This window comes from Candidatus Thiothrix phosphatis, from assembly GCF_035668035.1.
Classification (GTDB): domain Bacteria; phylum Pseudomonadota; class Gammaproteobacteria; order Thiotrichales; family Thiotrichaceae; genus Thiothrix; species Thiothrix phosphatis.
On the sequence record NZ_JAYMYJ010000125.1, the window covers coordinates 1 to 22,182 of the forward strand.

Consider the following 22,182-nt stretch of genomic DNA (forward strand, 5'->3'; position numbering starts at 1 on the left):
TTGAGCGGCTCACATATTCTAAAGCCCCCGGCTTTGCCGGGGGATACTTACTATTACGATTGTTAATTGTTGCTTACACTTAACATCCATTGATAATTTCAAAAAAATTGGGGCGATCATGAGGCAGTTTTTATGGGGGCAAGGCTTGGCGTGGGGGTGCTGTCTGGCGCTTATTGCGCCGCTAGACGCCTACGCTTTGTCGGGGCAAGTCTTTCGGGATGGCAACGGCAATGGCGTCAGGGACAGCGGGGAGCGGGGAGTTCCCGGCATTACGGTGAGGGCATTCGTCAATGGAACGCCGGAAACGCTGGCGGGAACCGTGACTTCCGGCGCTGATGGCTCTTACACCCTCAGCGGCGTTTCCGGGCCGGTGCGGGTTGAGTTCGAAATTCCGGCGGCAGGCTGTAATGCCGATAGCGCCGTGGATTTTTCCGCGCCAAATGCTCAACACTATGGCTCTTCCGTCCAGTTTGTGGATGGCGCGGATACGGGCATCGATTTCGGGGTGCTGAATGCGGCGGAATATGTGGTGTCCCCCAACCCGACCATGTTCACCTCCTTTATGTATGGGGGGAGCGCCAAAGCGGGGACGGTTTCCGGCAATGCTCCGGCGCTGTATAGCTATGCGTATAAAAACTCAGGGCGGGCGGCCAGTTTGGGCAGTGTCCCGACCTATCCGGGGGAGGTCGTTTCCCCAGGCAATGCGCCAGACCCTGTCGTCGTGCTCAAACAGCAACAGGTAGGGACTACCTGGGGCGGGGCTTATTCCAAACAGGCCAAGCGGCTGTTCGTCTCCGCCTTTTTGCGCCGCCATGCAGGCATGGGGCCGGATGGTTCCGGCGCGGTGTACATGCTGGATCCTGATGCGCCACCCAGCGGCACACCCAGCTTTTTCAACCTGGATGCACTGGGCTTCGCCACTCGGGGGAGTGGGACTTATACCGCAACGCACCCCGGCTTTAGTGCTGTCATCGGTTCCAACAGCAATCGTGGTCTGGGGGATGCGCCGAATACGCTAACCCATGATGCAGCGGCTTTCGGGCAGGTGGGTAAAGTCTCCTTGGGGGATATGGATCTGTCGGATGATGGACGTTATCTATTTGTTACCAACCTCTATGACCGTAAGCTCTACCGAATTGATTTACAAAATCCAACAGCTCCGGTTGTGCCAGGTGCTGCTCAGGTGAAAGCCTATAGCAATGCGCCATGGCTGGGGTTGAGCTGCGCCAGTGGCGTAGCCCGTCCGTTTGGTTTGAAATATTATCGCAGCAAAATTTACACCGGGGTCGTCTGTACAGGGGAAAGTGGCACAGCTTCGGCCAATAACACCCGCGCTTATGTTTATGCGGTTGATCCTGAGTCAGATGGCTCCGGAGCCAGCATTGCGGTCGAATTCCCGTTGAATTACGACAAGCAAAATGTAGATGCCCTAGGTACGCCCAAGGGCTGGTTTAACTGGACAGATAATTTTGGTTCCCTGGCTATGAAAAATGCCGGGGGGGCTGCCGCCAACCCTCAGCCAATACTGTCGGATATTGAATTTGATAGCGATGGCTCCATGATCCTGGCTTTTGCCGATCGCGCCGGTTTCCAGTTGGGCTACAACAATTACGCGCCGTCATCGTCAGATACCAACCAGTATTCCGGTTTGGTGGGTGGCGACATTTTACGGGTATACAAAAATCCAGGCACTTGCAGTTACCAACTGGAATCCAATGGCCAAGCGGGTAACCTGACATCGTCTTCCCGGACATACGCCCAGGATATGGCGGACTATGGCGCATTCCTGCATGCAGGCCCAGGGACGCCTAATGGCGCGGGCAGCGCTTTCACCAGTTACACCGACTCTGGCAATAAGCGGCGGGAATTTTATTTCGGGGATTATGCCGAGTTGAACGGCGACCGTTATCCACGCGAGACCCACGGGGAAGGCATCTTTGGCTCTTTGGCCTTATGGCCCAGTTCAGGGGAAGTGATTGCCACAGGCATGGATCCTGTCGCCGATTATCCGGGCTCTGGTGGCACGTATAAGCTCAGCAACACCACGGGTGCCAGGAATTCGGGGTACAACCTGTATGACGATACGGATGCGGCGACTTATATGCTGCGGGACCAATGGGGATACGCCTCTGAAGTTTCGACCATGGCGAAGTCTGCGGGCTTGGGTGACATTGAAATTACTGGTGACATTCCGGATATTGAGATCGGCAACCGCATCTGGTTGGACACGGACAAGGATGGCATCCAAGATGGCGATGAAACCGGCCTGGATGGTGTGGAAGTGCACTTGATTTGCGGGGCGGATACCGCCACAACCACCACCGCCAACGGCGGGCAATATTATTTCACGAATGCCGCCGGAGGCAACGCCACCTTCATGGGCAGCGGCGAAAGCTGTGTGGTGCAGGTCGACAATACACAACCAGCCGTCGGCAACCGCAAACTTAGCCCGCAAAACGCAGATGGCGTCACGGACAACAACCCGGTCACCGATTTGCGCGATTCCGATGCGGCGGATAACGCGGGTAAGGCGGAAATTGCCTTCACGGTTGGCAATGCGGGCGAAAACAACCATACGCTGGATATTGGTTATGAGCGGTTGACGGATATTTCATTGGTGAAAACCGTGGATAAGGCCAGCGCCAAACGGGCGGAAAATGTGGTGTATACCCTAGTCGCCACCAATAACGGGCCTGATGCTGCAACCGGGGTGCAGGTGACTGACGCCTTGCCCGCAGGTGTGACTTATGTCAGTGATGACAGTGGTGGTGATTACAATGTGGCTTCTGGTGTATGGGATGTTGGCGCTTTGCCCAATGGAGGGAGCCGAACCCTGAACATTACGGCCAAACTCGACTGACGCTTGTAAGGCTTTTTGCTTTGCGATGGCTGGAGGGTTCCTGCTGTTGGGCGCTTGAGGTTTGTCATAGCGCCCAACAGTGGCCGTAAAGTCCGTGACGGCCAATCAGTTTGAATGTTAAGCCAAGCTCAGGCTTGCAGGGTTGGGTGCGTTTTCCGGTAGGCCGCCAGCAAGCGCTGGTGCATGTCGCAACCCTTCAGCTCCAGCGTCGGTGCAGTGATTCCCCAAAAGCGCAGGCTGCCGTCCAGCAGGTTCTGTGCCTGTTGGAGGGTGGGGGCGCTGTACAGCGTTTCGAGGTTGGGGGCGTAACCTTCCGCGTCTTCCATGTCCAGCAAGGTTTCGATGCAACGGTAGACACGGCGGTGGTCGGGGCTGATTTGTTCAAAGTGGCGCATCCATTGGCAGCCTTCGCGGATGGCGTCTTCATCGTGCATCACCAGCGCCAGCAGGGTTTTGAGTTCGCCTACGCGCAAATCGGCCCACAGCGTGCCGGGGTCAGGGGCCAGCCCGATCAATGCGGTGATGGGTTGGTGCTCATCCAACCCCATGTCTTCAATGGCATCGAACAGTTCGGCGCATTCCTCATCATCCAGTTCCGGCAGTTGCAGGATGGCTTCACGCACGGCGTTGCCAGCGCTGTTGTTGTCCCATTCCAGGTCATCGGTCTGATAGATTTCTGACATTTCCGGCACGATGATGCGGCAGGCGTATACGCCCAGGTGTTCGTAATCCATGATGTAAATGGCGTAATCTTCGGCGTGGATCCGATCCATCAGGTATTGGCATTCTGCCTCGGTGTCGCCGCTGAAGTTCCAGTCGGCAAACGCATAATCCGGTTCGCCCCACAGGAAATCCCAATGCACCGGACTGCTGGAGTCGATGAAATGGGTTTCAAGGTTTTGTGGCGAGGCCACATCTTCCAGGTCGAAACTGGGTTCGGAGAAACCGGCCAGCCGATCCAGCGCCCGGCCTTGCAGCAGTTCGGTCAGGGAGCGCTCCAACGCCACCTCGAAACGTGGGTGTGCGCCGAAACTGGCGTACAGGCCTTGGTCTTCCGGGTTGAGCAAGGTGACGCACATGACTGGGTATTGTCCGCCCAGCGATGCGTCTTTCACCAGGATGCCAAATCCGGCGGCGCGCAATTCCCCAATGCCAGCCTGAATGTGTGGATAACGGGCAATGACCTCTTCCGGTACATCCGGCAGACAGATTCCTTCAGCGATAATGCGGAACTTGATGTGGCGTTCGAAAATTTCCGATAGCGCCTGGGTGCGGGCTTCGGTCTTGGTGTTGCCAGCGGACATGCCATTGCTGACATAGAGGTTGCCGATCACATTGACTGGAAACCACACGGTTTCGCCGTCGCTCTGGCGCACGTAAGGCAGCGCACAGATGCCGCGTTCCTCGTTGCCGGAGTTCAGGTCAACCAGTTTCGCTGCGTCCAGCGTGGAGTCAGGGTCGTAAAAGGCGAGGCTGTCCTCGTCGAGCAAACCCTCTGGCAAACTGCCGTCACTATTCAGGGGGAACCATTTTTCCTCCGGATAATGAACGAAGTTACTATTGGCAATGGTTTCGCCCAGATAAAAATCCGCCCAGAAATAATTGGTGCTGAGGCGCTCGAAAAATTCTCCCAATGCGCTGGCCAATGCAGCTTTTTGCGATGCGCCTTTGCCATTGGTGAACAATAAATGGCAGTCGCGGTCGCGGATATGCACCGACCAGACATTGGCGACCGGGTTCAGCCATGAGGCTTCTTCGATATGGAAACCCAGGTTGAGCAGCTTTTCCTGCATAGACGCAATCGAAATTTCCAGCGCCGCATCTTTGCCGGGAATAAAAGTTTGTTCTTGCATGAAGGAACCCGTTTGGTAGTCGTTCGTCAAAATTGGTATGGACTATTTTAACGCACTGCACAAGCGGGCGTCTCATTATTCGTTATAATCGGATATTGTGCCCTGTATGCAGAATTCTGTGCCTCCTGCATAAAAATAGGTAAAAAGGAATGAGTATGCCCTGGAGTGGCTGCGCGTGGAAAAAATGGTTGTCCGGTATCCTGTTATTACTATTGGCGGTTGGAGGCGGCCTATATCTGTCTAATAAATGTGACGGAGTAAGGGCGGATGCTGCGCCTGCCGATTTGCGCCAGTTACGTGAAACCCTGCTGGCGGATCCTGGCAGTGTCAGCGGCCACTGGTTGCGGACACTGAATCCGCAGGTCAAGGATGTGCAGGGCGATTTGGTCTGGAACAGCCAACAACAAAAGGGGGTCATACGCATTCGTGATCTGCCGAATCCCAGCAAAGGCGCTTTTTATCATTTGTGGCTGTATGACGCCCGAGGCGACGACAAGCCCGTTTCCGGTTTGGTCTTGCGGCGGGGGGCTGGGCGTGAGGAATTGTTTGCCTTAATCAAGGTGGATGCCCCGGTTCTGGAGCCGTATAAGTTTGTTTTGAAGTTGGAAAAAGAGGGGGATGAGGAGAATGCCCAAGTGCTGCTAATGGTCCAGCCTTAAAAGCGCATTGCTGCTTAATTGATGATGCTGCCTAAATGCCCCATAAAATTATCCATTCTTTGATGCAAGATGAATAATCTTTTATGGCTATATGAATATACGTCAATATAAAGATTAACGATGAACTGGCGAATGTTTGTTCGATGATAAAATAATATTAAGGCCAAGTGTAAAGATCACCACAATTCCAAGCATGTTGAATATTTCCGGTATCGGCAATTGCAAGATGCTTATTGTATAAAAGACAATCATAAAAATAATTACATGGGCATCGGATAAATTATCAATTGCCGCCTGCATTTCTTTATTCATAAAATTAATCATTGTAATCAATTCCTTTAGCGAATCCTTGCCGTAGGCCGTCCTCCTCGTGGATAATTAGCAGCCTACTGAGATTCACTTTAACCTTACCTTAATAGTTCAGCAAATTCCTGTATGATTTTTATTAAAATGTTATGCTGGAAATTGACAATTATGGGCGCCTTCTACGCGGCACTCTATAAGTAAACAGGGTTTCTTAACTTCACCTCTTTATCTTTGCGATACTTGCCTGTTTTTGAATAGAGAGAGTCAGGTTATGGATGATAATGTTCCGGTTAAATTTACCGCAGATAATGATTCACGCTTGTTGCTAAAAAACGAACTTTCCCAACGCCAGGCGCAGCTGATGCGTCTTACTCCCGCCAGCAATCCACTGGATCGTGCCAGTACGCAGTTTGATATTGCCGAAATCATGTTGGATCTGGATGAGGCGGGCATGCGGGAAGCGGCCTGGGGCATGACCCGTGAATCGTTCGAAATTTACCGTGATCATGAATGCTGGGAAGATGCTGTGCATTGCTGTGATGTTTTGTACCGTTGCGACTTGCCTGCCTCTGTTCCCGCGCTGGGTAATGGCATTTGGTTGGCGGTGACTTACCCGATTGATCCCGAGCTGACAATCCTGATGCTCAACCATTTGGTTGAGGCGACGCCTGCCAAAGCGGATGGTGCTGCGGTTGCGGCGGCGGTCGCGCATTACATTGCCGACCTGCGTTTGCAGGGTGAGAAACATGACAGCGTGATGTTCCTTACCGCTGCCCTGCTTGGCAAGGTGGCTGAACGCCACAGCGGTGTTAATTCTCAGGACACGATGAACCTGTGGATGAACCGGCTGGGCTTACTTGATTCCAAAATCTTTCTGCCCCGCCTTGGCCAAGTATTGGATGCCATTGTGGAGGGGCAGTGGTGGTATGACCGGGATGAACTGCGCTCGCGCTTGCCGGTGCATTGAGCTGCTTATTATTTGCTGCCGATAAAAACAAACGCATCATTGTTGGAACTGTTGCGCGTCACGCTGTATAGCTGTCTGGTGGTTGGGTTGAAATAGGCGTAGCCGCTGGTGAAAACAGTCCCATTAACGCAGGCGCTGCTGTTGAAGTTGAGGGTGATGCTGTACGCCTTGCCATTCGGGCGGGGGGTAGCCCGTCCGGTAAAAGTGCAGCCATTGGCGCGCGAACCGCTGATTTGGCCGGTGCTGGTAATGCTGTAGGCCGTGCTGGCGTCTGAGTTGTAGGTTGTTTTGCCTGCACCGACGTAGGAACCTGCCAAAGTAGTGAGGCTGGAGGCGGTGTCATAGTTGCCGTCATAGCTGGAGCTGAGGGTGACGATCGCTTGTGGTGAATCATCGTAGGTGAGTGTGTTTGACAGTTGGGATTTGGCTGTGTAGGAGCCATTCATGGTGAGGAAATACTGTCCGCCGGTCTCAAAATCAAAATCGCGGCTGCCAACGGCAGTAAAGGCCCCATTGCTGGAGGAGCTGCCCCCCATGATGACACCGGCTGTTGAACTGCTATTGCCCGCTGCTGAATAAATTGTCCAGTATGAGCCATTGTCAGTGATCAAGCTGGTGACTGTCCGGTTGGTGCTGGTTGTGCCGCGCCATAAGCCTTCAGCGCTTTGTGTGCCGTTGGTGGAGCCGGAGTTGCTGCTGGAGCCCGTGCTACTGTCGGAAGAGCCAGTGCTACTGCTGGAAGAACCAGTGCTACTGCTGGAAGAACCTGTGCTGATGTTATAGGTAGAGGAAGTTGGCGCGCTGGCGGTGCTCAGGTTTGCTCCAGTACTTCCCCCACATGCGCCCAAACCAATGCTCAATATAACGGGAAAAACGGTTTTGCCGATGTTCATGTCCACTTCCTTTTCCAAAGCCGGATTGCCGATAAAATGTTTCCATTACCGTTTGTCCCCGCCATCAGGAGGGGCGTTAACAGCGTTAGCATGACACTAGTCGGCTTATTGCAGTTTGTATGGCGTTGGTTTGCTGAAGTAGCGGTAGTGGCCGATGACCGGCCAAAAGAATAGGGCGTCTTCGATATTGGCCCCATAGCCAACATTGTGCGCCATTAATGGGCGTCCATCAGGTGTGGAGTATTGGGTGACGATACCGATGTGCGCTTGCCCCTTGCCCAGATCCCAGGCTACGACATCGCCCGGTTGGTAGTCGGTGGGATTGTGGGTAACGGGCAACTCCTTGCCTTGACGTTTGAAAAAGGTCATCAGGTTGTAGACGCGCCGATGGTCAATATTGGCGTCAGGGCCTTTCATGCTCCATTTTTTCGGGTACTGGCTGAAGTTTCGCTGCATGTCTTCGTGCAGCGTCTGTTGCAGGTCGACGCCTTGGGCGCGGAAGGCGCGCACGATCACATCGGCGCATACGCCGGTCGTTTCCGGCACATCGCCGTTCGGGTAGCGGAGGCGCACGTAAGCCGGGTCATACGAGCGGGTGATTTCCACCTGCTTTTGGACGGAATCCAGCATTTTCGCCACCTGCGGAGGCGGAACCGGCTTGAGGACGGGAGGCGGTTGCGGCTGGGTGGCAGGCGGTTTGGGGACGACAACCACGGGTGGGATTGGCGGCGGCGCAATAAAACGCCGGTAAGCCCATTCCCCGAGGAAATACAGAAACAGCAGGATCAGGAGCAGCCAAAACAGACGGCGTAACATGGGCTGAGCCTAAACTTGTACCAGGATCCGTCCGTTGGCAATGCTGACCGGGTAGGTTTGCAACGGGATTTCCGCCGGTTCCGTGACAGCTTCGCCAGTCCTGACATTGAATTCGCCGCCATGCAGGGAGCAATGCACCCTATCGCCATGCAGGCAGCCGAGGTAAAGGGAGGCGTCTTCGTGCGTACACATGTCATCCACAGCATAGAAACCGTCATCCAGGTGGCAGATGAGGATGCGTTTGCCGTTGCCGATGTCGACACGTTTCATTTTGCCGGGTTTGATTTCGTTTATACTGCCTGCATCGAGTCGGGAGTCATTCATGAGCACGTCTAACCAAAACGTTTGGATTATGGGATGTGGCGACATAGGCCGCCGTGTGGGACGGTTATACCAAAACGAAGGTGTCAAGGCCATAGGCTGGGTGCGTGGTGAGGAATCGCTGCGGCTAGGGCTGGAGCAAGGGTTGGCGATGCGAAAGGGTGATGTGGATCAAGGCAGTTTTTTCCCGATTTTCGCGTTGGACGAGGCGTTGGTGTACTGGTTCATGCCGCCGCCGCCCAAGGGGGAAACCGATGACCGTCTCCGCCGTTTCCTCAAAGGGGTGGACGCCGCGCCCAAACGGGTAGTGCTGATCAGCACCACAGGCGTCTATGGCGATTGCGGCGGACGCTGGATTGATGAATCCGAGCCGTTGAAGCCGGTCGCCGCCCGCGCCAGACGCCGGGTGGATGCGGAAGAGACGGTGCAGGCATGGGCGGCGCGTTTCGGCGGTGAAACCGTTATCCTGCGCGTACCCGGCATTTATGCTCCCGATCGCCTGCCGTTGGAGCGGCTCAAGAGAAGCGAGCCGGTATTGCGGGAAGAGGAGGCACCCTGGACCAACCGTATTCACGCCGACGATTTGGCGATGGTGTGCAAGCGGGCGATGGAGGCGGCTCCGGCGGGTGCCATTTACAATGCTGTTGATGGCTCTCCTTCCTCCATGACGGCATATTTCAATCAAGTGGCGGATTACGCCGGTTTGCCGCGTCCGCCGCAGGTCAGCCGGGCGGAAGCGCCTGCCGTGATGGGCGCTGGAATGCTGTCCTACTTGCAGGAGTCGCGCCGCATACGGAATGACAAGTTATTGACTGAACTGGGAATCCGGTTACAGTACCCCTCCCTGGCGGCGGGCTTGGGGATGACGGGAGGATAAGTATGGCGGTTGATGACGGATACGATGATGATTTTATCAGTAAAAGCCAGGTCAAGCGGGAGGCCGAAGCGGCGCAAGCGTTGGGCGAACGGTTGATTACGCTGCGCAAGGAGCAGCTTGACCAATTGGATTTGTCGGAAACCCTGCGGGATGCGGTGGAACTGGCGCAGCGCATCACCAGCCATGGTGCATTGCGGCGCCAACGGCAATACATCGGCAAGTTGATGCGGCAGGAGGATACGGCTCCCATTGAGGCCAAATTCGCCGAATGGGAGCGCAAGGATCGGGTCGAGACGGCGCGTTTGCACCGTTTGGAGCATTGGCGGGAACGTTTGCTGACGGATGACGCCGCATTGGGGGAATGGCTGGCGGGGCATCCGGATTCGGATGTGCAACGTTTGCGCACCCTGATCCGTAATGCCCATAAGGAGCAGGCAACCGGCAAGCCCCCCAAAAGCAGCCGTGAATTATTCAAGTTGCTGCGGGAAAGCAGCGCCGAATAACGGTTGCATTTAATCGTACTCGGTGTCTTTCCAGATCCGCAGCACGGCAAACACGTCTTCGGGGGTATGGGTTTCGCGTCCGGCGATTTCTTCCGCCCTGGCGATCACTTCGGGGATGTGGGTGCGCAGGAACGGGTTGGTTTCAAATTCACGCCCCAGTTCAAACGGCACGGTAGGCCGACCTGCGTCAAGCAAATCCCAGCATTCCTGTAGGCGTTGGTCTAGCGCCGGGTTGTCCGGCTCCACCCATTTGGCGAAACCGATATTGTCGACGGTATATTCGTGGGTGCAATACACCAGCGTGTCAGATGGGAGGGCGGCGATGCGTTGCAGGGAGTGGTACAAATCCTGCAACGTGCCATCGAATACCCGCCCGCAACCGTTGGCGAACAGGGTGTCGCCACAGAACAGGCTGCCTTCGCCGTAATAGACAATATGTCCGGCGGTATGCCCCGGCAATTCCATTACGCTAAAGCTGAGGCCAAGCTGTTCGATGCTGACGCTCTGGCCTTCGCCAAGAGGCTGGGTGATGTACGGGATGGATTCATTGACAGGGCCGTAGACCGGCAGGCCGGGGTAGGTTTGCAGCAGTTTTTCAATGCCGCCCACATGGTCGCGGTGATGGTGGGTGATCAGGATGGCGGCTGGCTGCATGTTGCGGCGTTGCAATTCTTCAATCACAGGCGAAGCATCACCGGGGTCAACAATGGCTGCGTGTTTGCGTTCTTCATTGCTGATCAGCCAGATATAGTTATCGGTAAACGCGGGAACCGGGATTACCTGCATCATACATCACACCTCACTCGTGGTTTTGCCTTTCAACTATAGTGCACATCTTCATATAATCGAACCTTTCCAAGCAATTTGGGGCGGATTTTTGGATGAATATGCTTACGGGTCAGCTTTATATTGTTTCGGCTCCTTCCGGTGCTGGCAAATCCAGTTTGTTGAACGCATTGCGTGAACGTTTCCCAACGGTCGCTGTGTCGGTTTCGCATACCACCCGCCCGCCGCGGCCGGGGGAGCAGGATGGTGTGCACTACCATTTCACCAATGCGGAAACTTTCCGGCAGCAAGTGGCGGAGGGTAATTTTCTGGAATACGCCCAGGTGTTTGATAACTATTACGGCACCTCGCGATTGTCCGTGAATGCGCTGCTGGAGTCCGGCAAGGATGTGATCCTCGAAATCGATTGGCAGGGCGCGCGGCAGGTGCGCGAACGGGCGGAAAACGTGATCAGCATTTTTATTCTGCCGCCGTCGGTGGACGCTTTGCAGGAACGTTTGCATGGGCGTGGGCAGGACAGCGAGGAAACCATCCGGCGGCGGATGCGCGACGCCCAGAATGAAATGTCGCATTACCCCGAATATGATTACGTGGTGATCAATGATGGGTTTGAGGTTGCGCTGGATGACCTGGCCGCCATTTTCCGCAGTGAACGGCTGAAACTGGCGAGGCAGAAGCAGCGTCACCGGCCTTTGCTGGATGCGCTGGTGGGCTGATGGGCTTCAATTTCGCCCGGTTTGCGCGCCGTTGGCTGACATTCCTGCCGGAAAGCCGCCGTCTGGAATTGTATCCGCCGTGGTGGATGATGCGCATCAAGGTGCTGGCGCTGGAGAACGGCTGGCGGCATATCCGCATCCGTCTGCCGCTGACCTGGATTTCCCGCAATATGGGCGGCGGCATGTTCGGCGGATTCCAGGCGTCGCTGGCTGACCCGATTGCACCGCTGGCCTGCGCGAAAGTGTTCCCAAAATACCATGTATGGACGCGGCACCTGAGTATGGACTTTGTGCGTCCCGGCGCTACCGATATGGAGTTGCAGTTTGATTTCCCGCCGGAAAAGGAGGCGGAAATCCGGGAAGAGCTGGCGAAACGCGGGCGCAGCACCCCCAGTTTTGAGTATGGCTTGTACGATAACCACAACCGGCTATGCACCAGGGTTGTGTGCGTGGTGGCCATTCGTCCGCCAGGGTATTTGCCATCTGCCGGGCTGTCAACTTGACCCAGGCGGACGGCGGCGTCCTTGGCCGGGCTTGTTTGCCCCTTGCCTGTAGACACTGCCTGTTTTCCGGGCAGGGAGGGAGGGCGGTTGCCTGCGTTCCTGATTGCCCGGGCGCTGCTGGCGTGCGGCGGGTCTGGCTGACTTGAAATCAGAACCATCATCGAAGGTCATGCCGACCAATGCATACAGCTTGCGCAGTTCCTTGACTTCCAATTCCTTGTGATGGCCGATGCGCAGGTAGCGCGGCAGTTCGATATTGCCGTAGCGGATGCGAATCAGGCGGCTGACTTTCACCCCTTGCGATTCCCACAGGCGGCGCACTTCGCGGTTGCGGCCTTCGGCCAACACGACGTGGTACCAGTGGTTGGCGCCTTCACCGCCAGCGTCCTGGATGCGTAGGAAATTGGCCTTGCCGTCTTCCAACTCCACGCCTTCCTGTAAGCGGGCCAGCATTTCCGGCTCCACTTTGCCCAGCACCCGCACGGCGTATTCGCGCTCGATTTCGGAGGAGGGGTGCATCAGCTTGTTGGCCAGTTCGCCGTCGGTGGTGAACAGCAGCAGGCCGTCGGTGTTGATGTCGAGCCGCCCGATCATGATCCAGCGTCCGGCGCGGATATTGGGCAGGGCGGCGAACACGGTCTGGCGGCCTTCCGGGTCGTGCTGGGTGCAGACTTCACCAGCTGGTTTGTGGTACATCAGGACTTTCGGCGTGGCTTGCAGGCGTGAGCCAAGGTGCAGGCGCTGCCCACGCAACATGACATTGTCGTGTTCGTCGATGGGTTGGCCGAGAGTGGCGGGCTGGCCATTGACGAGGATTTCTCCGGCAGAGATCCAACGCTCGATTTCACGGCGGGAGCCGTAACCGGCGCGGGACAACAGTTTCTGGATGCGTTCTTTCATGGATGGGATATTATCATGCCCTCACTGAAAAAGGACGTGCCCAATAACATGATAGTCACCCGCACCGAACGCCCGGTTGGCGACCGCCGCGACTGGCATAACCTTAAATCCATGCTGCCTTTCTTGTGGGAATACCGGGGCAGGGCGTTGTTTGCGCTGGCCTGCCTGATCCTGTCGAAAGTGGCGACGGTCGGCGTGCCAGTGGTGTTGAAGGACATTGTCGACCTGTTGCAAGGCAAACCGCAGCAGGCGCTGGTGTTGCCTGTCGTCCTGTTGCTGGGGTATGGCGCATTGCGGCTGTCCAGTTCCTTGTTCAACGAATTGCGTGACACGGTGTTTGCGCGGGTGCGTTACCATGCCATGCGCAAGCTGTCGGTCAGGGTGCTGGAGCACCTGCACAACCTGTCGCTGCGTTTCCATCTGGAGCGCAAGACCGGCGCGATCAGCCGCGACTTGGAGCGGGGGACTTCATCCGTCAGCTCCCTGATGAACTTCATGGTGTTCAGCATTATTCCGATTGCGGTGGAGTTTTCGCTGGTCGCCATTATTTTGTTGAAAGACTATGCGCCGGTTTTCGCGCTCATTACCTTCGCTACGGTTGCGGTGTATGTCTGGTTCACCATCAAAATCACCGAGTGGCGTATGGATCATCGCCACGAAATGAACCGGCTCGATTCGCAGTCCAGCAATCAGGCGGTCGACAGCCTGATCAATTACGAAACGGTCAAGTATTTCAACAATGAACGGCTGGAGCTGGAGCGTTACGACAATACGCTGGCGCAATGGGAGGATGTCGCCGTCAAGAGCCAGACTTCCATGTCGCTGCTGAATTTCGGGCAGGCGTCGATTATCAGCATTGGCGTCACCATCATTATGTTCTTTGCCGCCAACGCAGTGGTTCAGGGCAGCATGGGCATCGGCGACTTGGTGATGGTGAATGCGTTCATGCTGCAACTGTTCCTGCCGCTGGGCACGCTTGGCATCGTCTACCGGCAGGTGAAATACACGCTGGCGGATATGGACATGGTGTTCCATTTGCTGGAAACGCCGCAGGAAGTGCAGGATGTGCCGGATGCGGCGGAATTGCAGGTCAAGCAGGGGGAAATCCGTTTTGACCAGGTCGATTTTGCCTATCAGCCGGAACGCCCCATTTTACGCAATGTTTCCTTTGCTGTGCCTGCCGGGTCAAAAGTGGCGGTAGTGGGGCATAGCGGTGCGGGCAAATCCACGTTGTCGCGCTTGTTATACCGTTTCTATGATGTTGGCGGCGGTCGCATCCTGATCGATGGGCAAAATATCCGCACGGTGACGCAGGCCAGTTTGCGCAAGGCCATCGGCATCGTGCCGCAGGACACGGTGCTGTTCAACGACACCCTGCGCTACAACCTGCAATACGGCAATCCGCAGGCGACCCAGGCGGAACTGGAAAAGGCGGCGGAGATGGCGCACATCCGCAGCTTTATCGACAGCTTGCCAGACGGCTGGGACACGATGGTGGGCGAGCGCGGCCTGAAGCTGTCGGGTGGTGAAAAGCAGCGTGTCGCCATCGCCCGTGCCATTCTCAAGCAGCCGCCGATCCTGGTTTTCGATGAAGCCACCTCCTCACTGGACAGCGCCACCGAACAGGCCATTCAGCAAACCCTGCACGAAGTCGCCGGACGGCATACCACCCTGATGATCGCCCACCGGCTGTCCACGGTAGTTGACGCTGACCGGATACTGGTGATGGATCGCGGCAAGGTGGTGGAGCAGGGGACTCATGCGGAATTGCTGGCGTTGCGTGGCCAGTATCAGCACATGTGGGAGCTGCAATTGCGGGAAGAGTCTTGAAAAAATCCGGCAAGCTTGCGCCCGCCGGATTTTATAGCCAGTAGAACTGGCTGCGGAAGGTTTATTTCTTCTGCTCAGGCGCTTTGTCTGTTGTTTGGGCAGGCGTTTCTTGTTTGGTGGTGTCGGCTGGAGCGGTTTGTTTTGCATCATCAGCTGGAGCGGATTGTTTGGCGTCACCAGCCGGGGTAGGGGTGGTCTGAGCAGAGGAGTCTGCCGGGGCTTTTGGCGCAGGGGCCTTTTTTACCGGAATTTTCTTGGCGTGGGCCTTTTTCGCAGGCGCTTTCTTTTTGGCGGGCGCTTTCTTGGCCGGAGCTTTTTTTACCGGCTCTTTTTTGGCGGTTTCTTTGGCGGCAGGCGCTGCTTTTTTGGCTGGAGCTGCGGGTGTGGCAGGGGCTGCTTTTACGGGTGGTTTGTGCGCGGGAACAACCGGCTTGACGGCAACAGGCGTTGCGGGTTTGGCGACAGGTGCCTGTTCTGGCGGATTAGGTTTGACTCCGCCATCCATACAGCCTGCCAAGCCAAGGGCGGCGGCGAAGACCATGCCGAAAATGATGTTTGCAGATTGTTTGCCGTGCTTCATAAATGCTCCAGTTCAACGCTATTTCAGGGGGGCTTTGCCTTTCGGTGGGGTTGTTGGCCTATAGGCAAAGTGTCAGGGCGATATGGCCACAGTACGAAATGTGCTGTGCGCAGCATATGGTGCTCTAGCCCGAATTAAAATTGACTTAAAAACAGCGGGATTATGGCGGGGAGGCATGCAGGAAGGAACTTCGGCGTCGAGCGCCGAAGCTCCGCAGGTGGTTAGCGGTAAGCCCGCAGGTTTAGCAGGTTATGTGGCGTAGGTTCTTCTTCCTTGACAGGTTTCAGGTTGCCAAGGTCTGCCAAATTGGAGGTTTCTATTTCCGGTGCTGCGGCAGGCGCTTCGTCTTCCGCCGCATTGTCAGAATTGGAGGCAACCTGTTGCTCATGAATCAGGTTGACCAGATTGCTGGAACCGTCGTGCAGTGCGGGTGTTGCTTCTTCATGGATGGGCTGCTGCTTTGACTCCAAGCTGGCTGTGACGTTCTGGACAGCCAATTCCAGGGATGAGAGCAGGTCGCGGGCGTTTTCCATGCCCCGGTGCAGGTCGCTGGACATCTGTTCGGTAAGATCCAGCGTCTTGGCGATCCGCTCGACGCGAATATGGTCGATCTGATCAAAGTGCTGGGAAATGCGGCGGCTGAGGTCGTTGCTTTGCTCTTCGCGGCGGCGCATGGTTTCCAGGTGATTGCGGCTTTCTTCCAGGCCGGAGTTGAGTTCATGGCGCGCCAAGTCGGTGCTTTGGAACAGGGTGTTGAAATGTTCGCTGGCTTGGGATTCAAGGCCTTCCATTTCGGTGTTGAATTTTTGGAAGATGGTGTCGGCATCTTTCTGGTAAGCCGTCATCTGTTCCAGTAAGTGACTGGACTCTTTAAGCATTTCTTCTAGGCGGTTATGCACTTCGGCTGATAGGCGGGCGTTTTCCTGCTGGCTCATGGCCTGGGCATGCTGATGCTCAATCAGCTTGCGGGTGAAGCCTTGGGCCATTTTTTCCTGTTCACGCAGGCGGTTGAGGCTATCGTCAACCTGGGTCAAGCCTTCATGCAGCTTGCTGCGGATACGTTTGACACTGTCTACGGAATCGCCAAGCTGCTCATCCCAATAGCCCTGCAGGTGTTGCAGGCGTTCACCCAATTGGCTGGAAATGTCGCGGATTTCGCCTTCGGCAGTGGTTACCCGCTCGATAACACGTTCTGCTTGCTCGGCGCGCGCCTGACCCGCTTCGTAGACCCGGTTGCTGTGTTCAACCTGTTCCTTGAGTTTTTTCAGCAAGGATTCGGCGTCTTGCATGCCATGCTGGGTAATTTCCAGCACTTCGGCCACCCGTTTGCGGTCATTTTCGGCCTGCAAACGCACAATCCGCAGTTGCTGGCTTTCCTTGCTGGATGTCTGGGGCAGCAAGAGCAAGACCGCGCCTATCGCGGCCATTAACGCAATTAGGATGATAATCCAGTCAATATAACCCAGCATAAAATAAAACCCCATGTCGAAATCAATAACTTATTCTGTCTAGTATAGCGTTGGATGCCAGAATTGCCCGCCCAGTTCAATCTCCCTGCGGAAATTACACGCTGCCCTATAATGCAGCAGCCCACTTTCAGGGGAAATCACGCCGCTTCTTTCTGTACGGCTTCCCTTCACCGGCAGCGCTGTGGGTCTGGGTGATGCCCTGACCCACCAATGTCATGGCCGATATGGGCAATAAGTGCTGCTCATGTTGCACGATTTTTCCTTTATTGTCACGTAATGGCCATTTTGCTCAACTGGCTTTTCGTACTAACAGGTAGGTACGGTGTGCCCCCGAAATTTTGTAGGCCATGGATTCCGCTGTTTTGCCAATGCCCAGATATAAGTCCATACGTCCAGCCCCCTGAATATTTTTACCGTGATCCTGAGCGAATAATAGACGCCACTCCGAGCCTATGGTGTTGCCATCGGCGTCAAAGCGTGGCAATTCCGCCAGCAATACGGAGCCGTGAGGAATGTGGTGGCTGTCTACCGCAATGGTATGGCCGGGAATGACGCCATTGCCGGAGGCAGTTGCGGGTATTTCATTGGTCTCCCGGAAAAAAATGTAACGTTGATTGCTGGTTAATACTTCATGCATTTTTTTAGGGTGGTCGTGCAGCCATCTGTCTATTTCAGTATTACTCATGGAGCCAGTTTTGTAGCCAGTTTTATACAAATAATCACTCACAGGTGAGAAAGCATGGCCATTGTTGCCTGCATAATCGAACATGCTTTGCCCCCCGTCCTGAAAGTGGATTAGGGCGGCTCCTTGTACTTGGGCAATGTACAAGGCAAATGGATTGTCGACCCACGCAATTTCCAGCCCTCGGCCTGCCAAGGCGCCGTTAGCGATGTCGGCATGGCTTAACCGGGCGAGTTCCCGGGGCGGCATTTTATAAACTGGGATCCTGAAGCGCTCGGTACGGATGCGGCTGCCATTCAGTTCGGGGGTGAAGTAGCCTGTGAAGTTGCCTTCGCCGCTGCCTTTGGCGGAGTTGATGGGCAACAAATCAAAGTTGTTGCGCAATGTGTCGGGCAACAAGGGGCCGTCCCAGTTAAGCAAGGCGCTGACTGTCTCTGCCAGCATACCTTGGGTAATGCTGCGTCCCATCAGCGGTGTGGATTCCCATGGGTTTTTCTGCTCCAGTATTTGTGCGAGGCCCAATAGCCCCCGTTGGATGGGGCTGTTGCCCTGCATATTCGAAGAATGGTACGCAGCCAACTGGATTTGTGGTTGAAAGCTGCCTTGATGGCTGGGGGCAAAAGCCATGCGTGGTTGCTGGTAAGGCTGGGTATACGGCGCAGGGGCGAAAATGGCGGGCCAAGATTCCCAAATGGGGGCTCCGGCAAAGGCTGGGAGGGCAGACACGGTAACTACGCCCACCATTGCAGCTGTCGCTAAACGACGTTGGAACATGATTGACACTCTTCTTCTTCTGGTATTGTTATGTTGTTTATTGATTGGGGTCGGCAGGATTATGAAGGCGGAAATGGAAAGATAAAACCCATGAATGGCATGATCAGATAAACGGATTTGCCTCTGTTGAATAGTATTTTTTTATCATGTAATATGCTGGTCATGGATGACGCTGGGTGAACGAGCAGGGCTTTGCAAAATAACAATAAAGTGGAAGGGGCAATCATGATTATTTCTGCACTGGCAAGAGGAGCACCGTTGCTGCTGTTTTTGTTCGCTGCATCGGTACAGGCAGATGTGCTGTATAATCCAAATGCAAGTGCTGCCCAAATCAGTAGCGTTCTAGATGGGCCAGGATTATCAGTCAGCAATCTCGCTGTCACTCATGGCGTTACCCAGCAGTTTGGTGTTTTTACCGGTGGCAAGGCGATTGTGGGCGTTGAGGCGGGCGTATTTGTTGACACAGGTAATGTTGGCAGCTTGCAAGGCCCTAACATTTCTGCTGCTTATTCCCACAATACCGGGGTAGTGTATGCCGACCCGGATTTGACACGTCTCAGTTCCAACGCGAAATATGATCCGGCGATTATTGAATTTGACATCGTGCCGCAAGGCGACCGGGTCAATTTCGTGTTTGCGTTTGGTTCGGATGAGTATCCGGAATATGTTTGCAGCCGTTTCAATGACGCCTTTGGCTTATTTGTCTCCGGGCCGGGGCTGAACGGTGTCAGGAACGCCGCTTTTATGCCAGAGAGTGGGGACGCCATTGCGGTAAACAATGTCAATGGCGGTAGCCCTGGATCCCAAGCCGACGGCACTTCATGTAATTTAAAAAATACAGCTTATTTTGTCGATAATGGCAATGGGGGTGGCAGCGCGCTGACGCAATTAGATGGCTACACCAAACCGATTACGGCTTCGCTGGCTGGCTTGACCGCAGGGCAGAGTTACCACATTAAACTGGCGCTGGCGGATGCTGGCGACCCAGCCTATGACTCCGGCGCACTTTTCAAGTGGTTGACAAGCACCAAATCCGAGCCGGTTGACCTTTCCTTGCAGGCAAGTGCAAGTATCTCTTCTCCGGCTTGGAACAGCGAAGTTGAGATTTCCTATACGGTCAAGAATTCATCTTCCGCTTCGACCAGCTTGGTGCAGGTGGGGTTGGAATGGCCAGCTGGTTTGGCTTGGGTCAACGATGATTCCAACGGAAGTTACAATGCATCCACAGGGCTTTGGGATGCTGGCACCATTCCTGCCAATGGTTCGAAGACGCTGAAAATTCGGGGCAAGGTTGGAACTGCCAGCAGTTACACCATCAGCGGGGAAATTCAGTTTGCGTTTAATGAAGATCCGGATTCAACGCCATTCAACCGCAGCAGCCATCCGGGGGAAGATGACACTGCCAGCGTTAGCCTTTACCCGGTTGACAAACCCGCCAATCAGCCACCGGACATCACCAGCAATGGGGGCAATGCAACCGCTTACGTGTTGGTCGATGAAGAACAGACTGCGGTCACGACAGTCAAGGCGGTTGACCCGGAAGGTCAGGCCATCACCTACCGCATTACGGGTGGGGCAGATGCAGCCCGTTTCAGCATTAATGCGACGACGGGTGTGTTGACATTTGTTTCCGCGCCGGATTATGAGGCACCCACTGATGCGGACAAGAACAATTTCTATGAAGTCAAAGTGACAGCAAGCGACGGCAATCTGTCCGATACGCAGACGCTGACAGTACAGATCAATAATATCAAGGAGAACACGGCACCAGTGATCACCAGCGATGGAGGTGGGGCGACCGCCAACATCAGTATGAATGAGAACCTGACCTCGGTGACCAAGGTGACAGCCACTGATGCCAATGGCGATACGTTGAAGTTCAGTATCAGCGGCGGGGATGATGCCGATATGTTCAGCATAACCTCCGGTACTGGACGGCTCACTTTTATCGCCGCGCCGGATTATGAGAAGCCGGGGGACAACAACAAGGACAATGTTTATCAAGTGGAGGTGACGGTCAGTGATGGCTCCCTGTCGGACACCCAGCTCATTAATGTGCAGATGCTCAATGTGGCGGAAGGGTCTGCCCCCAAGATCACCAGCAATGGTGGTGGGGCAACGGCCAATATCAGCGTGCCGGAAAACCAGCAGGCGGTGACAACCGTAACCGCGTCTGTTTCCGGCGGGACCGCCATTGTTTACCGGCTGGGCACGACTGCGGATGAAAGCCTGTTCCAGATCAACACCAACAGCGGCAAGTTGGCTTTCATCAAGCCGCCGGACTATGAAAATCCTAAAGACGCCAATCAGGACAATATCTACATTGTGACGGTGATTGCGGGCGGTGGCGAGTTCGAAAGCAGCCAATTGCTGTTTGTGACGGTGACCGATGTCAAGGAAAACACGGCACCGACCATCATCAGTGACAGCGGCGGGACAGCCTCCACCTTGAGTGTGCCGGAAAACCAGCGGCTGGCGACTGTCGTAACGGCCACGGATGCTGATGGTGACCCGGTCACCTATAGCATCAGTGGAGGGGCGGATGCAGCCCTGTTCCAGATCAGCAGCGGTGGAACCCTCAGTTTTGCGGTTGCGCCGGATTACGAAAAGCCGCAAGACGGCAACAAGGACAATATTTATGTGGTGACGGTGTCGGCCAGTGATGGTTCGCAAGCCGTGACGCAGACGTTGAATATTGTGGTGTCGGATGTGTTTGAAAACCTGCCGCCTGTTATCAGCAGCAATGGCGGGGCGGCAACTGCCAGCATCGACGTGCCGGAAAACCAGGCGATGGTGACAGTGGTGTCGGCGTCTGACCCGAATGGCGATGTCGTCACCTACAGCATCAGCGGCGGGGAGGATGCGGCACTGTTTAAGATCAACGCCACATCAGGCCTGCTGGAGTTTATTGCTGCGCCAGATTATGAAAAGCCGCAGGACGGCAACAAGGACAATATTTATACGGTGATTGTCAAGGCAGCCGATAATGGTGGTTTAAACATTACCCAAACACTGACAATTAATGTGCAGAACCTTGATGACATACCGTATGTGAATATCAAGGTGAGGGTTTTCCTGCAAGGGGTGTATAGCTCTACCACCAAGCGCATGTCGAGCCAACTCCATAGTATGAACCTACTGCCGACGTTACAGCCCTACGGTGAGCTTAAAACGGCATTTGGTTACGCCGCATCCTCTGATATTTTGTCGCCGTTTGATTACAAGGGGACGGAAACGGCGGCGGCATCCGTGCTGGCGGCCACCGGAGAGAATGCGCCTATCGATTGGGTGCTGGTGGAGTTGCGGGATGCCCTTGACCCCAGCAAACGCCGGGCGGCGGCGGCAGGTTTGTTGCAGAGCAATGGCGACGTGGTTGACGCGGCGACCGGCTCCCCGGTTTTGCCGATTATGAACGCAGCGGATGGCCTCTATTATGTGATGGTCCGCCACCGTAACCATCTGGCGGTGACGACTGCAACGCCGGTTTCCATCAGTCGGGGCAACCCGCTCACAGTGGATTTCACGCTCTCGGCCACCAGAACCTATGGGAGTGATGCGCGTTTGGAGAGCAATGGCGTCTCCCTCATGTGGGTGGGGGACACCAACAACAGCAACACCATTATCGCCAACGGGCCTGGCAGCGACTCCAGCGTGTTGTTGGGGGCAGTCCTGGTGGCACCGGAAAACAAGGCGGTCAACACTTCCTATAAGTTACGGGGCTATTATTCCACCGACTTCAACCAAGATGGCATGACTGTTTACACCGGCCCTGGCAACGACATTAATTTGCTGTTGGGCAATATTCTGTTGCATCCGGGCAATACCACTTTCAGCGCGAACTTCATCGTCCGTGGCGGCTCACCGCTTTGATGCTTTGTTGTGCGGTT

Annotated in this window: 19 protein-coding genes; 9 read left to right on the forward strand and 10 right to left on the reverse strand. The window is 55.1% G+C overall.

Annotation, left to right across the window (positions count from 1 at the left end):
• The first annotated feature begins 118 nt into the window (after positions 1-118).
• Entirely contained in the window at positions 119-2,860 is a 2,742-nt protein-coding gene (locus VSS37_RS14415) for an SdrD B-like domain-containing protein (protein WP_324696347.1), read from the forward strand.
• Positions 2,861-2,988: 128 nt separating this feature from the next.
• On the opposite strand, the gene ycaO is transcribed toward VSS37_RS14415, so the two are convergent.
• Complete coding sequence (ycaO, locus tag VSS37_RS14420; RefSeq protein ID WP_324696348.1) at positions 2,989-4,713, reverse strand: 30S ribosomal protein S12 methylthiotransferase accessory factor YcaO; 1,725 nt, start codon at positions 4,711-4,713, stop codon at positions 2,989-2,991.
• Positions 4,714-4,862: 149 nt separating this feature from the next.
• On the opposite strand from ycaO, the gene VSS37_RS14425 reads away from it, so the two are divergent.
• Complete coding sequence (locus VSS37_RS14425; RefSeq protein WP_324696349.1) at positions 4,863-5,372, forward strand: anti-sigma factor domain-containing protein; 510 nt, start codon at positions 4,863-4,865, stop codon at positions 5,370-5,372.
• 114 nt (positions 5,373-5,486) lie between these two features.
• Here the strand turns inward: VSS37_RS14425 and VSS37_RS14430 are convergent, their stop codons facing one another.
• Positions 5,487-5,684 (reverse strand): hypothetical protein, encoded by a 198-nt coding sequence (locus tag VSS37_RS14430; RefSeq protein WP_324696351.1) that lies wholly within the window; start codon positions 5,682-5,684, stop codon positions 5,487-5,489.
• A 265-nt stretch (positions 5,685-5,949) separates the two neighbouring features.
• Between VSS37_RS14430 and VSS37_RS14435 the strand changes: the two genes are divergently transcribed.
• A complete protein-coding gene (locus VSS37_RS14435; protein WP_324696353.1) occupies positions 5,950-6,645 on the forward strand; it encodes a hypothetical protein in 696 nt (231 codons plus the stop codon).
• 8 nt (positions 6,646-6,653) lie between these two features.
• On the opposite strand, the gene VSS37_RS14440 is transcribed toward VSS37_RS14435, so the two are convergent.
• From VSS37_RS14440 to VSS37_RS14450, 3 genes are all read right to left on the reverse strand, one after another.
• Positions 6,654-7,538 carry a hypothetical protein gene (locus tag VSS37_RS14440; protein WP_324696355.1) on the reverse strand — a complete coding sequence of 295 codons (885 nt, stop codon included), beginning with the start codon at positions 7,536-7,538 and terminating at the stop codon, positions 6,654-6,656.
• 105 nt (positions 7,539-7,643) lie between these two features.
• Positions 7,644-8,354: a DUF1287 domain-containing protein gene (locus VSS37_RS14445; RefSeq protein ID WP_324696357.1), complete on the reverse strand. Its 711-nt coding sequence runs from the start codon at positions 8,352-8,354 to the stop codon at positions 7,644-7,646.
• Between the two features lie 9 nt (positions 8,355-8,363).
• Positions 8,364-8,678 carry a non-heme iron oxygenase ferredoxin subunit gene (locus tag VSS37_RS14450; protein WP_324696359.1) on the reverse strand — a complete coding sequence of 105 codons (315 nt, stop codon included), beginning with the start codon at positions 8,676-8,678 and terminating at the stop codon, positions 8,364-8,366.
• Here VSS37_RS14450 and VSS37_RS14455 point away from each other — a divergent pair.
• Positions 8,677-9,552, forward strand: a complete 876-nt coding sequence (locus tag VSS37_RS14455) for an NAD-dependent epimerase/dehydratase family protein (protein WP_324696360.1) — start codon at positions 8,677-8,679, stop codon at positions 9,550-9,552. The genes VSS37_RS14450 and VSS37_RS14455 overlap by 2 nt on opposite strands.
• Before the next feature lie 2 nt (positions 9,553-9,554).
• Entirely contained in the window at positions 9,555-10,055 is a 501-nt protein-coding gene (gene yjgA, locus VSS37_RS14460) for a ribosome biogenesis factor YjgA (RefSeq protein ID WP_324696361.1), read from the forward strand.
• A 9-nt stretch (positions 10,056-10,064) separates the two neighbouring features.
• On the opposite strand, the gene gloB is transcribed toward yjgA, so the two are convergent.
• On the reverse strand, positions 10,065-10,844 hold the full coding sequence (gloB, locus tag VSS37_RS14465; protein WP_324696363.1) for a hydroxyacylglutathione hydrolase: 780 nt from the start codon (positions 10,842-10,844) through the stop codon (positions 10,065-10,067).
• 92 nt (positions 10,845-10,936) lie between these two features.
• Here gloB and gmk point away from each other — a divergent pair, with 92 nt between their 5' ends.
• The gene (gene gmk / locus VSS37_RS14470; protein ID WP_324696365.1) at positions 10,937-11,557 is read left to right on the forward strand and encodes a guanylate kinase; all 621 of its coding nucleotides are present in this window, start codon (positions 10,937-10,939) and stop codon (positions 11,555-11,557) included.
• Positions 11,557-12,060 (forward strand): PaaI family thioesterase, encoded by a 504-nt coding sequence (locus tag VSS37_RS14475; RefSeq protein ID WP_324696367.1) that lies wholly within the window; start codon positions 11,557-11,559, stop codon positions 12,058-12,060. The genes gmk and VSS37_RS14475 overlap by 1 nt, the downstream gene beginning before the upstream one ends.
• On the opposite strand, the gene rluB is transcribed toward VSS37_RS14475, so the two are convergent.
• Complete coding sequence (gene rluB, locus VSS37_RS14480) at positions 12,052-12,960, reverse strand: 23S rRNA pseudouridine(2605) synthase RluB (protein WP_324696368.1); 909 nt, start codon at positions 12,958-12,960, stop codon at positions 12,052-12,054. The two genes, VSS37_RS14475 and rluB, sit on opposite strands and share 9 nt — an antisense overlap.
• A gap of 15 nt (positions 12,961-12,975) precedes the next feature.
• On the opposite strand from rluB, the gene VSS37_RS14485 reads away from it, so the two are divergent.
• Positions 12,976-14,790 (forward strand): ABCB family ABC transporter ATP-binding protein/permease, encoded by a 1,815-nt coding sequence (locus VSS37_RS14485; RefSeq protein WP_324696370.1) that lies wholly within the window; start codon positions 12,976-12,978, stop codon positions 14,788-14,790.
• Positions 14,791-14,851: 61 nt separating this feature from the next.
• Here the strand turns inward: VSS37_RS14485 and VSS37_RS14490 are convergent, their stop codons facing one another.
• From VSS37_RS14490 to VSS37_RS14500, 3 genes are all read right to left on the reverse strand, one after another.
• Positions 14,852-15,370, reverse strand: a complete 519-nt coding sequence (locus VSS37_RS14490; RefSeq protein ID WP_324696372.1) for a hypothetical protein — start codon at positions 15,368-15,370, stop codon at positions 14,852-14,854.
• Positions 15,371-15,591: 221 nt separating this feature from the next.
• The gene (locus tag VSS37_RS14495) at positions 15,592-16,854 is read right to left on the reverse strand and encodes a coiled-coil domain-containing protein (RefSeq protein WP_324696373.1); all 1,263 of its coding nucleotides are present in this window, start codon (positions 16,852-16,854) and stop codon (positions 15,592-15,594) included.
• 274 nt (positions 16,855-17,128) lie between these two features.
• On the reverse strand, positions 17,129-18,247 hold the full coding sequence (locus tag VSS37_RS14500) for an MltA domain-containing protein (RefSeq protein ID WP_324696374.1): 1,119 nt from the start codon (positions 18,245-18,247) through the stop codon (positions 17,129-17,131).
• Positions 18,248-18,520: 273 nt separating this feature from the next.
• Between VSS37_RS14500 and VSS37_RS14505 the strand changes: the two genes are divergently transcribed.
• A complete protein-coding gene (locus tag VSS37_RS14505; RefSeq protein WP_324696375.1) occupies positions 18,521-22,165 on the forward strand; it encodes a choice-of-anchor L domain-containing protein in 3,645 nt (1,214 codons plus the stop codon).
• Positions 22,166-22,182: the final 17 nt, after the last annotated feature.

Excerpts from the sequence above, each read along its gene's own strand:
- VSS37_RS14415 (WP_324696347.1), top strand. The coding sequence starts at position 119 with ATGAGGCAGTTTTTATGGGGGCAAGGCTTGGCGTGGGGGTGCTGTCTG.
- ycaO (WP_324696348.1), bottom strand. The coding sequence starts at position 4,713 with ATGCAAGAACAAACTTTTATTCCCGGCAAAGATGCGGCGCTGGAAATT.
- VSS37_RS14425 (WP_324696349.1), top strand. The coding sequence starts at position 4,863 with ATGAGTATGCCCTGGAGTGGCTGCGCGTGGAAAAAATGGTTGTCCGGT.
- VSS37_RS14430 (WP_324696351.1), bottom strand. The coding sequence starts at position 5,684 with ATGAATAAAGAAATGCAGGCGGCAATTGATAATTTATCCGATGCCCAT.
- VSS37_RS14435 (WP_324696353.1), top strand. The coding sequence starts at position 5,950 with ATGGATGATAATGTTCCGGTTAAATTTACCGCAGATAATGATTCACGC.
- VSS37_RS14440 (WP_324696355.1), bottom strand. The coding sequence starts at position 7,538 with ATGAACATCGGCAAAACCGTTTTTCCCGTTATATTGAGCATTGGTTTG.
- VSS37_RS14445 (WP_324696357.1), bottom strand. The coding sequence starts at position 8,354 with ATGTTACGCCGTCTGTTTTGGCTGCTCCTGATCCTGCTGTTTCTGTAT.
- VSS37_RS14455 (WP_324696360.1), top strand. The coding sequence starts at position 8,677 with ATGAGCACGTCTAACCAAAACGTTTGGATTATGGGATGTGGCGACATA.
- VSS37_RS14450 (WP_324696359.1), bottom strand. The coding sequence starts at position 8,678 with ATGAATGACTCCCGACTCGATGCAGGCAGTATAAACGAAATCAAACCC.
- yjgA (WP_324696361.1), top strand. The coding sequence starts at position 9,555 with ATGGCGGTTGATGACGGATACGATGATGATTTTATCAGTAAAAGCCAG.
- gloB (WP_324696363.1), bottom strand. The coding sequence starts at position 10,844 with ATGATGCAGGTAATCCCGGTTCCCGCGTTTACCGATAACTATATCTGG.
- gmk (WP_324696365.1), top strand. The coding sequence starts at position 10,937 with ATGAATATGCTTACGGGTCAGCTTTATATTGTTTCGGCTCCTTCCGGT.
- VSS37_RS14475 (WP_324696367.1), top strand. The coding sequence starts at position 11,557 with ATGGGCTTCAATTTCGCCCGGTTTGCGCGCCGTTGGCTGACATTCCTG.
- rluB (WP_324696368.1), bottom strand. The coding sequence starts at position 12,960 with ATGAAAGAACGCATCCAGAAACTGTTGTCCCGCGCCGGTTACGGCTCC.
- VSS37_RS14485 (WP_324696370.1), top strand. The coding sequence starts at position 12,976 with ATGCCCTCACTGAAAAAGGACGTGCCCAATAACATGATAGTCACCCGC.
- VSS37_RS14490 (WP_324696372.1), bottom strand. The coding sequence starts at position 15,370 with ATGAAGCACGGCAAACAATCTGCAAACATCATTTTCGGCATGGTCTTC.
- VSS37_RS14495 (WP_324696373.1), bottom strand. The coding sequence starts at position 16,854 with ATGGGGTTTTATTTTATGCTGGGTTATATTGACTGGATTATCATCCTA.
- VSS37_RS14505 (WP_324696375.1), top strand. The coding sequence starts at position 18,521 with ATGATTATTTCTGCACTGGCAAGAGGAGCACCGTTGCTGCTGTTTTTG.